Genomic DNA, 13,974 nt, shown 5'->3' on the forward strand with positions numbered 1-13,974 from the left:
GACTAGCCACCAATGGTGGTCTGAGGCTTGGCGTTGCGGCCATCCTCGTCAGAATCCGTACCCGCAGCAGGATCCTGAACATTCACGTTGGACTGGGCCTGATCCATCTGCTTGCGCACCAAGAAGAGCTGGCGAACCGTCTCCTCCTTGATGCCTTCCTTCATGCGGTTGAACATATCGCCGCCCTCGCGCTGGTACTCCACCAGAGGATCGCGCTGTGCCATCGCACGCAGGCCGATGCCCTCCTTGAGGTAATCCATCTCATAGAGGTGCTCGCGCCACTTCTGATCCACCACGTTCAGCAGAGCTGCGCGCTCCATGCCGCGCATCTGCTTCTCGCCGCCGATCTCCGTGACCTTGGCCTCCAGCTCGTCGTACTGCTCGTTAGCATCCTTGAGGATGGCCTTGAGCAACTGGCCGGAGCTCAGCTCGCCGGGCTTGCTGTACTCATCGCCATCCACCAGCTCCTGGTGGGTGATGCGTGGCTCGTAGAGGGATTCCAGCGCATTCCACAGGGTATCCAGATCCCAATCCTCCACGTAGCCATCAGCGGTGGCGTGATCCACATAAGCGGTGATGGTGGAATTCAGCATCGCGCGGATCTCATCTTCCACGTTCTCGCCCTCGAGGATCTGACGGCGCTCGCCATAGATGACCTTGCGCTGCTCATTGAGCACCTCGTCATACTTCAGAACGTTCTTGCGCATCTCAAAATTGGCGGATTCCACCTGGGTCTGTGCACCCTTGATGGCGTTCGTCACCATCTTGGAATCGATGGCCTCGTTATCTGGGATGTTCAGACGAGTCATCATATTTTCCATGGTGGGGCCCACAAAGCGGACGATCAGATCATCGCGCATGGACAGGTAGAAGCGGGTCTCGCCCGGATCACCCTGACGGGCAGAACGACCACGCAGCTGGTTGTCGATGCGGCGGGACTCATGGCGCTCGGTGCCCAACACGTACAGGCCACCTGCCTCGCACACCTTTTCCGCTTCTTCCTTGGACTTAGCGCGGAAGTTCTCGATCTCCTTGTCCCACGCTGCCTCGTAGGCCTCAGGATCCTCGACAGGATCGTAGCCGCGCTCGCGCAAGTCGATGTCCGCCAGGATGTCAGGGTTGCCGCCCAGCACGATGTCCGTACCGCGACCAGCCATGTTGGTAGCCACAGTGACGGCACCAGCGCGACCGGCCTGGGCGATAATCTCTGCCTCCTTCTCGTGGTACTTCGCATTCAGCACGTTGTGCTTGATGCCACGAGATTGCAGCAGGCGAGACAGGTACTCGGAACGCTCCACCGAGGTGGTACCGACCAGCACGGGCTGACCCTTTTCCACGCGCTCGGCGATGTCCTGAGCTGCAGCCTCGAACTTGGCTTCCTGAGTCTTGTAGATCAGGTCAACCTTGTCCGTACGCTGATTTTCCTTGTTGGTGGGAATCGTGGCGACGTTGAGCTTGTACGTCTGGTGCAGCTCAGCGGCCTCAGTTTCTGCGGTACCAGTCATGCCCGCCAGCTTGTCGTACAAGCGGAAGTAGTTCTGCAGCGTCACCGTGGCCAGCGTCTGGTTTTCGTTCTTGATCTCCACCCGCTCCTTGGCCTCAATGGCCTGGTGGATGCCTTCGTTATAACGACGTCCATCGAGGATACGGCCGGTGAACTCGTCCACGATGATTACTTCGCCATTGCGGACGATGTAATCCTTGTCCTTGGTAAACAGCTCCTTGGCCTTGATGGAGTTGTTCAGGTAGCTGACCAGCTGAGAGTGCTCTGGCGCGTAGAGGTTTTCGATGCCCAGCTGATCTTCCACAAACTCGACACCCTCTTCCTTTACACCGATGGTCTTCTTGCGGGTGTCCACTTCATAGTGGATGTCCTTGGTCAGCTTTGGCGCGATGTTGGCGAAAGCCACGTACCACGCGCTGGAGCCGCCAGCAGGGCCGGAGATGATCAGCGGCGTACGCGCCTCATCGATGAGGATGGAGTCCACCTCATCGACGATGGCGAAGTTGTGTCCACGCTGCACCAGGTCATCCACGCGGTGCGCCATGTTGTCACGCAGGTAATCGAAGCCGAACTCGTTGTTCGTTCCGTAGGTGATGTCCGCGTTATAGGCCTCACGGCGCTTCTCCGGGCTCTTGCCAGAAAGAATGACGTCCGTCTCCAGGCCGAGGAAGCGGTGCACACGCCCCATCCACTCCGAGTCACGCTTGGCCAGGTAATCATTGACCGTCACCACGTGCACGCCCTTGCCGGACAGTGCATTCAGATAAGCAGGAAGCACACAGGTCAGAGTCTTGCCCTCACCAGTCTTCATCTCAGAGACGAAGCCGAAGTGAAGACCAGCACCACCCATGACCTGCACGCGGTAGTGCTTCTGTCCCAGCACGCGCCACGAAGCCTCGCGGGCAGTCGCAAAGGCTTCGAGGAGAATGTCGTCCAGAGACTCCTTGTCCTCCTGCACGCGCTTTTTCAGTTCGTCCGTCTTGGCACGCAGTTCTTCGTCGGTGAGCTTGGCGTACTCATCTTCTAGGCCAATGACCTGATCAGCAATCTTGCCCAGTCGCTTAACCGCGCGACCTTCGCCCATCCGGAGAACCTTCGAAAGTCCTAGCACGTCCTGATTGTCCTTCGCGTTGGAGATGTCTTGGAGGTTTGTTTTGGTGTGCCGCCGTTTGTAACTTGGCACGAAACAAAAAACCATCCTACCCCTGACTCTTGCGGAGTTGTTAGGGGTAGGACGGTGTGGCTCATTACTGGCCGGACTCGTTCTTCAGAGAAATCAAGCCGTAGTCAAACGCATGACGGCGGTAGACCACAGATGGTTGCTTGGTTTCCTCGTTGATGAACAGGTAGAAATCGTGTCCCACCAGCTCCATCTCGCTCAGCGCCTCATCGACTGACTTCGGTGTGGCCTCGTGCTCCTTGGTGCGCACCACTTGGCCAGGGCGGAACATTTCCTCGTAAGGATCTACGTCATACTTCCCGGCCTCATCATTGGACTGAGCCTGGCCGGCCATAGCCTCACTTGCCTGAGGCTGAGCGTCTTCGACCAGCGCTGCCGTCGCCTCTCCCACAGAGATAGGGGTGCGATGACCGGAACGGGAAATCTTACGACGCGCCTTCACCTTGCGCAGAGAACGCTCCATGCGACCGATCGCCACTTCGAGAGCCGCGTAAAAAGAATCTTCCTTGGCCTCTGCACGGGCGATGTGCCCCTTGCCCGTCGCGGTGATCTGGATGCGGTCGGACTCATCGGAACGACGAGGGTTGGGCTCGTGCTGCAACTCCACGTGGAAGAAGTTGAGGCTGGGATCGAGTCGCTCAATCTTGGCGAGCTTGCCGTTGACTCGCTCGGCGAAGTGCTCAGGCACCTCCACATTGCGACCCGTGATCTGCACGTCAGCTTCCGGCTCCATGCGAGCCTCTCGGTTTTCTGCCTGCGATGCATTGTTGACACTAGACATGTGCAACCTCCCAAGTGGTACTCATCGTTCTCCGGAAGGCGGGGTTGCCCTCCGTAGGGGGCGACGAAACGTGTACAAAGCCGATATTACCCGCGGAAGTTCATCGTGGGTTCAAGTTTTCTTTTTCTTCTGGGAATACTCGGCAAACCCTCAAGCAGATGCCAACACCAGCGCAGCAGCCACCGTCACTCCGTTGGCTCGCAGAACGGTGGCGAACTGAGCAATGGTCGCCCCGGTAGTACACACATCATCAACGATGACGACCCGCGCGGACTCGCTACTCACCCGCAGCAACTCGCGCACTGCCGGCCGCAGAACCCGTATATTCGCCGAGACGTTAGCCCTGCGTTCAGCACGGTTCAGCCCCACCGAGTCTCGAGCCGACTCCTGCATATACGCCACATCAAAGACTTGGACCCCCGCATTGCGCTCAGCCACGAGATGACACATCCTGCTGACTACGTCACCACCTCGACGGCGCGCAGCCTGGCGTCGGGAAGGAGCAGGAACCAAAACCACCTCACCCCAGCGAGGATCCGGCACCACAGCTCGCCCAGCTAGGTGAATAATTCCCGCTTCGAGCACCCGCGCCGCCACCACAAACGCGGCGGGACGCAGGCGCTCCTTCATCGCCAAGATCAATGCCCGGCGTACTCCGCCGTACGCCCCCGCAGCGAAAACAGGCACAGCCAGCACCGGAGGATCGGCGCGCACCCACTGCTGCTGCAACTGCGCACCGCAGTCCTCGCAAAGCTGACCATTTACCGCAGCACCGGCGCTGTGGAGCTCAGAATCCAGGCCAACCAGCCGTCCGCAGCACAAGCAATCCGCGCGCAAAAGCAACCCGGCGGCGGCCTGCCACAGCTCAGATCGCTTCGCGCGTGCCCCCACCTCGCACCTCTTCCCCCAGGCCTCTTGCCCAGTGCGCAACCTGCGCGCTCATATCCCTGGATACTAATAACCCAAGATCGGTGCTGCACGCTGTCCGCGCACAGACGGGACCTCGCGCCAGAAGCTGGCATCGGTGGTGGAATTGTCTAGCTGCATCAGCGCACGAGCATCAGTAGCAAACATCTGATCCGCGGTCGCCGCCACCGCCACCACAGGCGCGGAGAGGTTGCGCGAAGGCATCTGCGCGGTGCTGGAGCCATCCACAGCCACGGTCCACAAGGGTGTATCGGCAGCGCGCGTGCCCACCAGCAACGAACCTTCCGGAGTCCAGTCCGCACTAATAGCAGTATCCCCAATTTGCTGTCCGACCTGCGTCAACGGCCCTAACTTGGGAGCGCCACTATCGCTGGATTCCAGCACGGAAACATAGACTCGTCCGTTAATCAACAACACCGCGCGCACGCCGTCGCGAGACACGCGGAACACGCTGATGCGCGCGCCCTGATCGTCCAACTGTGTGACTTCACTGGTGTCCACCTCTGTGCGCTGCACCGCACCCGCATCGCGGCGGTCCAAACGCACCACGTCGCGGCCATCCACCACTGCATACAAGAACTGCGAAGACGAGCCCCATGCTGGACGGGTGATGGAATCGGCTTCCAGAGCCGTTTGCGGGGCGCCATTCTCTTCGCCCACCAGCAATTTGCGCTTCTCATCTCCACGCCCGGTGACCAGCGCGAAAACACCACCCTGCGGGGTGAAGGAGGCAGATTCGTTGTACTGCTCATTGAGCCATCCCGGCAGCTCCTCGGTGCCGTTATCGCTCGTGACATCGACAAGGTTTCCATCAATCAACGCGCGCAAAGTGGTTGTGGCCACGGCTCGCGGATCGAAACGCGATACGTCGTCTACCTCCCAGGTCTCCCCCACGGATTCGGATAGCGCCACGCCATCCGCCTTCAACTCGTACGGTCCGCGCACTTCCGCAGCCGCTAAGGTCCACACCAGCTGGGCCGCCAAAAGTTCTCGCTCCGCCGAGCTGAGATTGGTCAGGCCGGTAAGTTCCACTGAGACACCACGGCCCTCCAAGTTGCGGGTCTGCGCGGTGGTTTTCGCGGGCAGCATGGAGCGCACTCCACCACTCAAGTTGGTCCGTGGCCCCGTGATCAGCAAGGACACCAAGGAGGCGGCCACGGACTGCTGGCGGGTGTAGATCCATCGGCGGTCCGGAACCAGCGTGGATCCTTGCTTGTCCACGAAGTAGAGATTGCGCGGTTGGTAGGCGGCGGTGAAGTCACTACGGTCCACAATCACCGCATTGGGCAACTGATCGACTCGCCATTCGCCGTCCACTTTGACCAGGTCGTACATCGTCTCGTAGCCGGTGAACAGTGGCGTGTACGCACCGCCTTCGCCAACTTTGCCGATCAAGCTGCCGCGCACCTTATAGGTGATTTTGTTCTCACTGGCGCCGCCTTCGGAGGCGATTTCCATTTTGTCCAGCACAAATACCTCGCCTTGTGCTTGCCACTTGGAGCTGGCCTCTTCGGTGAGGAAGCGACGCGCAGCCTCGTGGTCTGCCAAGGGATGTGCGCTGGCCGCGAAGAAGTCTCTGAGCATCAGGTCAGACGGGTTGCCCTTGGTGGGTTGAATGACTTCTTCCATCGCGGGCGTGGTGGAATACGAGCTCACCGCTTCCGGCGAGCTATCACCCGGCAAGGTGGTGCACGCGCTGAGCAAGGCGGCGCTGCAGACAGTCGCGGTGGTGGCTTTGAGGCGCGCGTGGCGGGTGGTCATGAGTCCCCGTCCTTTCCGTGGCTCGCGTCGTATCCTTCCGGCGTTTTTTTAGTTTCGACGCCAGGCTTGTCCTCTTCCGCTTCCAGTTCCGAACCTGGCGATTGTTCGTCCAGGTACGCCAGCTTGAGTGGCAAAGGAGAGTTGCGGACTGTCGTACCGGGAACCAGCGGGAGGGTGAGCCGGAAGCACGCGCCGATTCCCAGTTCGCCGGCGGCTTCCAGCCGGCCACCGTGCAGCTCCGCATCCTCCTTGGCGATTGCTAGGCCCAAGCCTGTGCCACCGGTGCGACGCTCGCGGGAGGGGTCCGAGCGCCAGAAGCGGTTGAACACCATGTCCTCTTCTCCCTGCTTCAGGCCCACGCCACGGTCCGCCACGGTGATGCCGAGCGACTCGGTGCCCACGGCCAGAGTGACATCGATGGGCTTGCCTTCCGAGTGATCCACCGCGTTGGCCAACAGGTTGCGCAAAATGCGTTCGACACGGCGGGAATCGATCTCTACCAGCACGGACTCGTCCGGCAGGGAGAGGTTGAAGCTGGTTCCCACTTCCTCGGCGATAGCGCGAACCTGTCGCAGGGCGGAACGGACCACACCGCGCACATCCACGTGTTCACCGGAGAGATTCGCCACGCCTGCGTCGTGCCGAGAAATTTCCAGCAAGTCCCCCAGCAGCGATTCGAAACGGTCCAGTTCCTTGTTCATCAACGCTGCTGCGCGGGCGGAAACGGGGTCCAGACTTTCGGCGTTGTCATTGATCAAATCCGCCGCCATGCGCACGGTGGTCAGCGGCGTGCGCAGTTCGTGAGAGACGTCTGAAGTGAACTGCCTCTGCAAACTGCCGAACTCCTCCAAGTTGTGGATCTGGGTGGAGAGCTTTTCTGCCATGTCGTTGAAACTATCGGCCAGACGGGCCACTTCGTCGTGCCCATCCACCACCATGCGCTCGCGCAGATGCCCTGCGGCGAAGCGCTCCGCGATACGTGAAGCGGTGCGGATAGGTACGGTCAGCTGCTGCGAGAACACCCACGCAATCACCACGAGGAGCACCAGCAGCACGATCGCGCCGGCCACCAGCAAACCGCGCATCAGGCCGAGCGTGGACTCTTCAGAATCCAGGGGCATGACCAGATACAGCTCCACGCCAGGAATGTCCGTTGCAACGGGTGAGCCGATGACCAGCGCTTTAGACGGTCCCGAGCTGGTATCTCGAGTGACGTACTCAAAGGCCACCTGTCCCTGCTGGACAAAGGATCGCAGGTCGTTGGGGATATTCGACTCTGCTGGGATGATCGTCTCGCCCTCCCGAACCCCGGAGGCGATGAGAACGGGCTCGTAGACCACGGAGTTGGAATCTTCGATGGCGCCTTGCCGGTCAGAGACCGCGGCCAGGGCAGAGTTCAGCCGCACAGATGTTGGGTTAGACGCATCCGTGGAATCAATCTGTTCTTCGACCACCGCACGGGCGCGATCCAGCTCTTCGGTGGCGGTTCCGTACTTCTGGTTGAGCAACTGTTGGCCCACGAAGCTAATCAGGACAAACCCCAGGACCATGATCACCAGGGTGGAAGACAGCAGCACCGAGCCAATCACGCGAAGCTGGATGGAGGTGCGCCATCGCAGCATGAGCAGATGCCACAGCCGTTTGGTGGTATCCACCGGGGCCGCGAAGAACTGGCGGACGCCATCCTTGGCGGTGCGCGGCGCGTTGATCTTCTTTAGATCGGCACGCTCCACGGCAGACAGCGATACGGTGGGTGAATCGTCACGCACCGGACTGGGCTGTTCCGCGGTGGAATCTGCAGGGGAGGTCACGGAGCTCAAGCGCCGGTCTTGTAGCCGATGCCTCGGACGGTCTGGATGATCTGCGGATCATCAACATCGTGCTCGATCTTGGAGCGCAGACGCTGAATGTGCACGTTGACCAAGCGCGTATCGGACGCCTTGCGGTAACCCCACACCTTTTCCATCAGCGCTTCGCGGGAGAATACTTGACCTGGACGGGTCGCCATGACCACCAGCAGCTCGAACTCGATGGGAGTCAGGGAGATCTCTTCTTCCCCACGGCACACTCGGTGTCCGCCCACGTCGATGGTCAGATCTGCCACCGTCACGGTATCCGGGCGTTCTTCTGGCTGCCTGCGCAAACGTGCGCGCACGCGAGCCACCAGCTCCTTGGGCTTGAATGGCTTGTGGATGTAATCATCCGCGCCCGTTTCCAGGCCCAGCACTACGTCCAGGGTGTCCGTGCGCGCGGTAAGCATCACGATGGGCACTGCGGATTCCTCACGGATTTCCCGGCATACATCGATGCCGTTCATGCCGGGAAGCATGACGTCCAGCAGGATCAAATCTGGGTGCACGGATCGCGCGGCATGGACCGCTTCTAGGCCATCGCCTACAACGACGGTTTCAAAACCCTCACCCTGTAACACGAGGGTGAGCATTTCGGCAATCGCTGGGTCGTCATCAACAACCAAAATCGTGGGGGTCATGTGAACCTAAGCTGTCCGTTCTTCGCGAGGCTGGCGGGAATTCAATGAAATTAGTCTACAACGAGGTCGCGACAAATCAGGTCGGCGATCTCTGACGCGAGTCGGCTGGTATCACCTGCCGTGGCGTTGGCCACGGTCCAGGGGCTGCGCCACCGGGCGGCGGCCAGTCCGCGGTACGCCGCGACAGTCAGCTGCTGCAGGCGGGAGTTAGCCTCGTACGCATCTCGCGTGCGCGAAACATCCGCAGCCTCTCGTTTTTCCGCGCGCTCTGCCGCGACCTCTGCCTCCACGTCCACCAGCACCTGGTGATCGGGCTCAGGAATACCCAGCGTGTCGAACTCTAAGTCCGCCACCCACTGAACGATGGGATGCGTGACCAGCTCGGAGTGCTCAGACTCTCCGTCTTGCTCGTCGCGCAGCACGCTGCGGGCGGCGGAGTACGCGGCATTCGAGGCCGTAAAGCGGTCCAGCAGAATCACATAGCCCTCGGCATCCAGCTCTGCCAATTCTTCTGCCACTTCGTGGCGGTCCAAGGCAAACAGCGTAGCCATGCCATTGATGGATTCCGTGAGATCGCCCATGTTCTTGTGCAACGCGGCCTGCGCTAGCTGAGCCATCACCGAATGCTCATAGCGCGGGAAACCCAGCTTCGCCACGGGAACCTCGCGGGATTCCAACTTCTTGGCCACCGCGGTGACCAAAGTGTTCTTTCCCGCACCGTCCACGCCCTCAAAGGCAATGATCATGCCGCTTACTCCCTCAAACTCACGTCTTAGTAGCGGTAGTGCTCCGGCTTGAATGGGCCTTCCACATCCACGCCGATGTAGGCGGCCTGCTCCTTAGACAGCGCAGTCAGTGTACCGCCGAGAGCCTCCAGGTGAATGCGTGCCACCTTCTCATCCAGCTTCTTGGGCAGACGGTAGACCTCATTGCTGTACTGATCAGGCTTGGTGAACAGTTCAATCTGCGCGATAGTCTGGTCCGCGAAGCTGTTAGACATCACAAAGCTGGGGTGGCCGGTGGCATTACCCAAGTTGAGCAGGCGACCTTCAGACAGCACGATGATGCTGGTGGGCTCGCCCTCGGCGTTCGGGAAGGTGAACTCGTCCACCTGCGGCTTGATTGTCACGCGGGTGACATCGTCACGGTGAAGCAGGGAGGCCATGTCGATCTCATTATCGAAGTGGCCAATGTTGCCCAGGATCGCGTGATCCTTCATGTTCTGCATGTGCTCGAAGCTGATGATGCCCAGGTTGCCGGTGGCGGTGATCACGATGTCCGCTTCAGCAATCGCTTCTTCCACAGTCACCACTGGGAAGCCGTCCATGAGCGCCTGCAGGCCGTTGATTGGGTCGATTTCAGTGACCTTGACTCGGGCGCCTTGGCCAGCCAAGGCCTCCGCACATCCCTTGCCCACATCGCCATAGCCACAAACCAGCACGTTCTTGCCGCCGATCAGCATGTCGGTGGCGCGGTTGATGCCGTCCAGCAGGGAGTGACGAGTGCCGTAGCGGTTATCGAACTTGGACTTGGTCACCGCATCGTTGACGTTCATCGCTGGGAAAGGCAGTACGCCCTGTTCAGCGAAATGGTAGAGACGGTGCACGCCGGTGGTGGTCTCCTCGGTCACGCCACGGATTTCCTCTGCGGCTCGAGTCCACAGACCGTTGTCCTTATCCAGCACGCGCCCCAGCATTCCCAAGAAGGCGCTGTGCTCGTCTGATTCTCCGGTGCTTGGATCCGGAACCACACCGGCCTTTTCGTATTCGGCACCCTTGATCACGGCCATGGTCGCATCGCCGCCGTCGTCCAAGATCATGTTGGCGTTAACTGCCACGCCGTCTGCTTCGCCCCACGCGAAGATTTGCTCCAGACACCACCAGTACTCGTCGAGGGATTCGCCCTTCCATGCGAACACGGGAACGCCCTGCGGTTGTTCTGGAGTTCCTTTTCCGACGACAACAGCAGCGGCTGCCTCGTCTTGCGTCGAAAAGATGTTGCACGATGCCCATCGAACCTCCGCACCCAATGCGGTCAGGGTCTCGATAAGAACGGCGGTCTGCACGGTCATGTGGATGGAACCGGCGATGCGAGCGCCCGCGAGAGGCTGCTCTTGTGCGTATTCTCGACGCAGTTCCATCAGGCCTGGCATTTCGTGCTCAGCGAGGCGGATCTGGTGACGTCCAGCCTCCGCCAGCGAGAGGTCTGCGACCTTAAATTCCAGCTCTCCCACGCGATCGACGTTCATCTCCATGACCTCATCGGCTCCTTGCCCACAGTTCGACACTCATTAACGTGCCTTAGTCTAACTGGTGCCGAGACAACGCTGTTCCATGACTCAACCAGGCGGGTGGTGAAGAGATTGTTGGATCGCCGATTGTGGCCGGTACACAGGCTGTGCGGACTATGAACGAGTCCACCAACTGCGCCGCGGGCTAAGACAGGGCTTCGGAGAACGTCTCCAGCCCTTCTGGGGCGTCCTCACCACGAAGTTCCAGCTCGCGATCCAGCAACGTGCTGGCGCGCTCTTGCAAGGAATCCGAGCACTGCCCGATGTACTGACGGACAAAAGGGTGTACGTCAGCAACGGTTGCGGAGCTAAAAGGTGCACCGCACCAGATTGCTGCGACACTGGCGGCACACAGCCCGTTGCTGTATTCCACCTCGCCCGGCTCAGCGTGGCGAAGCGCGAGAGTTACTGCATCTTCCAACGCTTCCTCGATGTCCTGCTGATCCATGTCGACGAGCTCGTCGAGGAATTCAATGTTGTCTTCATCCTGGAAGATAACCTGATCCCACACGCTCATGACACCCACTCCCTCTCTGCAGACTGGCTGCAGTTACAACGACTGCTGTTACCAAAGCTTTATAAACCGATTGCGTGCTTTTGACCTTAGTCCAAAGTCCTGGAGACGCGCGGGGACCGAAGTGTGACAGGGGAGACAAAATGGCCGTCACCTGTACTTTTCTTAAGAATCCGAAACGCCGAATGTGTTGTCAGCCCTTTACTCTATGAAGAAGATCGTGTTAGCCTTACTCAGACTTTGTAACCAAAACGTGATTTTTTGCGATGTAGTTAACGAAGCGGGTTCACCACGACCAGCTCGCGATGACAGGAAGGGCTCGTGCACACGAGATTCTTAGCAAAGTTGTCCGCACTCACCGCACACGAAATACCAGCAACAAACAGAGCGAATAAACATCTCTTCTTCAACCCCGAATCACCACCGCAACTCCCCACAGAGAAAGGAGGAGACAATGGATAGTCACCCAGGCAACGACAAGTCTGATTCTCAATCTGCATCAACAACTCAAAACTTCGAGTTGGCTCCAATGAAATCCGAGAACGACGAGGATTCTCAGTCCAGCCCGGTGTACGTCAATGCCAGATCACACCCCGCCGGTGCCGCCTCCTCTGAATCTCGCGGTGTCGGTGCACGCTTCATTGCTGGGTTCGCCGCTGTCGGTTTGCTGGCAGCAGGTGCTGTGGGTGTGTGGACTCTGCAGACCACAGATAACTCTGCTCAGGATCGTCAGGAGAGCGTGGCCGAGCAGTCGCAGGTCAGCGAGCTGACTGGGGAGTCTTCCTCGAACGAACCCCAGTCGGCAGATCCACGCGATGCCACGGAAAGCCCACGCATGCCTTCGGCGGCTGGTAGTTCTTCGGCTTCACATAGTTCGGAGCGCGGTGGATCTTTGTCCTCTCTGCAGGATGATCCCTACCTTCCGCCGAACTCTTGGAGTGGCCATTTTTTTAGTACCCAGTCACAGCCAAGCAGCATTGCTCCCAGTGTTGAACAGAGCCCGTCCTCTGTCTCTGAGCTTTCGACCCCGACACCAAGCGCTCCATCCCAGCCCAATAGCTGGACCGATGACCCGGGCGGCATCTTCGACGAAATCACCCCCGGAACGTCAAAGGCCACCACAGAGCCTCAACCCACCGAGACTCTAACTGAGCTTCCCACCAGCGCAGCAGAGACCACTGAGCCTTCTGAGCCATCGACACCAGGAGCCACGAGCACTTCTGAGTCCAATACCGCAGGAGCTCAATCCACTGGCACGTCCACGAGCACTCACAGCAACTCCAGCGCGCCAACCACGGACACCACTGGCCGCTAGCCAGATCCAGCAGCTACTCGTTGCCACCCACGGTGGCGATGAACGCTAATGATCCCTCCGCGCGAACAGCCACGCGCGTGCCCTGATCCTCGTTACTCACCCACACAGCCCCGCCGGAAGCCAAATCCGTCTCTCGGCAACCGTGGCCGCTGGTGACCACCACTCCCCCGTTGCCCACGCTCAACACGATCGCCGGGCCGGTCACCGTAGTTTCTTGGCCCTGTTCCATCCGACGCAAACAAAAGTCCGGCGCGGGAGTCTCAAAAATCCCCAGCTCATTGGCCGTCAACGAAGGATCCTCGAGCTGCTCGAAGGTCAGCACCTTCATCAGCTCCGGCACGTCCACGTGCTTGCTGGTCAGACCGCTGCGCAGGACGTTATCCGAGTTCGCCATGATCTCCACCGCGGTACCACCCAGGTAGGCGTGCAGTTGTCCTGCATCCAAGTAGAGACCGTCACCAGGCTGTAGGCGTAGGCGGTTGAGCAGCAGCGAACATAGCACGCCAGAATCTCCCGGGAACTGCTCCGCCAGCGTGACGACCGTTTCCAGTGATGGCTTGATCCAGTCGCTGAGCTGCGCGGAGTTGGCGTCGAGAAGAAACTCACAACGAGGAACCACCACTGCGAGCAACTCATCCATGAACGACTGCGGAAGTGTGACCCACGTAGTGAAGAGGCTGCGGATATCGGCGGCGGCATCGCCGGAGCCGAGGATGCCCGCGTAAGACTGCAGTTCCGGCAGATCCAGCACGCGCAGAATTTCGGTGATTTTTTCCACGCTGCGGAAGCCCGCCAGCGCGTCGAATTGCGTGAGCGCAACCACCAGCTCGGGCTTGTGGTTGTCATCTTTGTAGCTGCGCTCATAGGCCGTCAGGGGCACCCCCGCTGCGTCCTCCGCAGCAAAGCCCGTCTCAGCTTGGGCCTTGGACGGATGCGCCTGCAGACTCAAGGCTTTGTCCGCGGCCAGCAACTTCAGCAAAAAGGGCAGGCTCTGGTACCCCTCGCCCAACTGGCGCTCAGGATCGGCATCTATGAACTGATCAAGAGTGACGTCCTCGCTCATCACCATGCTGGGCGCCGCATGGTGCGCACCGAACCACATCTCAGCCTCGGGGTGGTCCGTGGGGGACGGCCGACCCGTCAGCTCCGCAATTGCGGTGCGGGAACCCCAGTCATAGGAGCGAATAGTGCCCTCGATGAGTTGCACGATG

Annotated in this window: 11 protein-coding genes; 1 reads left to right on the plus strand and 10 read right to left on the minus strand. The window is 59.8% G+C overall.

The window, feature by feature from the left end; translation table 11 throughout:
* Positions 1 to 2: 2 nt before the first annotated feature.
* From secA to IM764_RS03505, 9 genes are all read right to left on the minus strand, one after another.
* Entirely contained in the window at positions 3 to 2,615 is a 2,613-nt protein-coding gene (gene secA / locus IM764_RS03465; RefSeq protein WP_194186976.1) for a preprotein translocase subunit SecA, read from the minus strand.
* A 136-nt stretch (positions 2,616 to 2,751) separates the two neighbouring features.
* Positions 2,752 to 3,465: a ribosome hibernation-promoting factor, HPF/YfiA family gene (gene hpf, locus IM764_RS03470; protein WP_370551530.1), complete on the minus strand. Its 714-nt coding sequence runs from the start codon at positions 3,463 to 3,465 to the stop codon at positions 2,752 to 2,754.
* A gap of 150 nt (positions 3,466 to 3,615) precedes the next feature.
* Positions 3,616 to 4,356: a ComF family protein gene (locus IM764_RS03475; RefSeq protein ID WP_194186912.1), complete on the minus strand. Its 741-nt coding sequence runs from the start codon at positions 4,354 to 4,356 to the stop codon at positions 3,616 to 3,618.
* 63 nt (positions 4,357 to 4,419) lie between these two features.
* Entirely contained in the window at positions 4,420 to 6,153 is a 1,734-nt protein-coding gene (gene lpqB / locus IM764_RS03480) for an MtrAB system accessory lipoprotein LpqB (protein WP_194186913.1), read from the minus strand.
* Complete coding sequence (mtrB, locus tag IM764_RS03485) at positions 6,150 to 7,775, minus strand: MtrAB system histidine kinase MtrB (RefSeq protein WP_099298028.1); 1,626 nt, start codon at positions 7,773 to 7,775, stop codon at positions 6,150 to 6,152. The genes lpqB and mtrB overlap by 4 nt, the downstream gene beginning before the upstream one ends.
* 194 nt (positions 7,776 to 7,969) lie before the next feature.
* On the minus strand, positions 7,970 to 8,644 hold the full coding sequence (gene mtrA / locus IM764_RS03490) for an MtrAB system response regulator MtrA (RefSeq protein ID WP_194186914.1): 675 nt from the start codon (positions 8,642 to 8,644) through the stop codon (positions 7,970 to 7,972).
* 50 nt (positions 8,645 to 8,694) lie between these two features.
* Positions 8,695 to 9,390 carry a dTMP kinase gene (locus IM764_RS03495; RefSeq protein ID WP_194186915.1) on the minus strand — a complete coding sequence of 232 codons (696 nt, stop codon included), beginning with the start codon at positions 9,388 to 9,390 and terminating at the stop codon, positions 8,695 to 8,697.
* A gap of 26 nt (positions 9,391 to 9,416) precedes the next feature.
* Entirely contained in the window at positions 9,417 to 10,892 is a 1,476-nt protein-coding gene (gene ahcY, locus IM764_RS03500) for an adenosylhomocysteinase (RefSeq protein WP_194186978.1), read from the minus strand.
* A gap of 187 nt (positions 10,893 to 11,079) precedes the next feature.
* Positions 11,080 to 11,451, minus strand: coding sequence for a DUF4259 domain-containing protein (locus IM764_RS03505; protein ID WP_099297769.1), 372 nt, complete (start codon positions 11,449 to 11,451; stop codon positions 11,080 to 11,082).
* A gap of 451 nt (positions 11,452 to 11,902) precedes the next feature.
* On the opposite strand from IM764_RS03505, the gene IM764_RS03510 reads away from it, so the two are divergent.
* Complete coding sequence (locus tag IM764_RS03510) at positions 11,903 to 12,763, plus strand: hypothetical protein (protein WP_194186916.1); 861 nt, start codon at positions 11,903 to 11,905, stop codon at positions 12,761 to 12,763.
* A gap of 13 nt (positions 12,764 to 12,776) precedes the next feature.
* Here the strand turns inward: IM764_RS03510 and manA are convergent, their stop codons facing one another.
* A complete protein-coding gene (gene manA, locus IM764_RS03515; protein WP_370551531.1) occupies positions 12,777 to 13,970 on the minus strand; it encodes a mannose-6-phosphate isomerase, class I in 1,194 nt (397 codons plus the stop codon).
* Positions 13,971 to 13,974 lie beyond the last annotated feature (4 nt).

The organism is Corynebacterium sp. ED61 (assembly GCF_015233855.1).
GTDB classification, from domain to species: domain Bacteria; phylum Actinomycetota; class Actinomycetes; order Mycobacteriales; family Mycobacteriaceae; genus Corynebacterium; species Corynebacterium dentalis.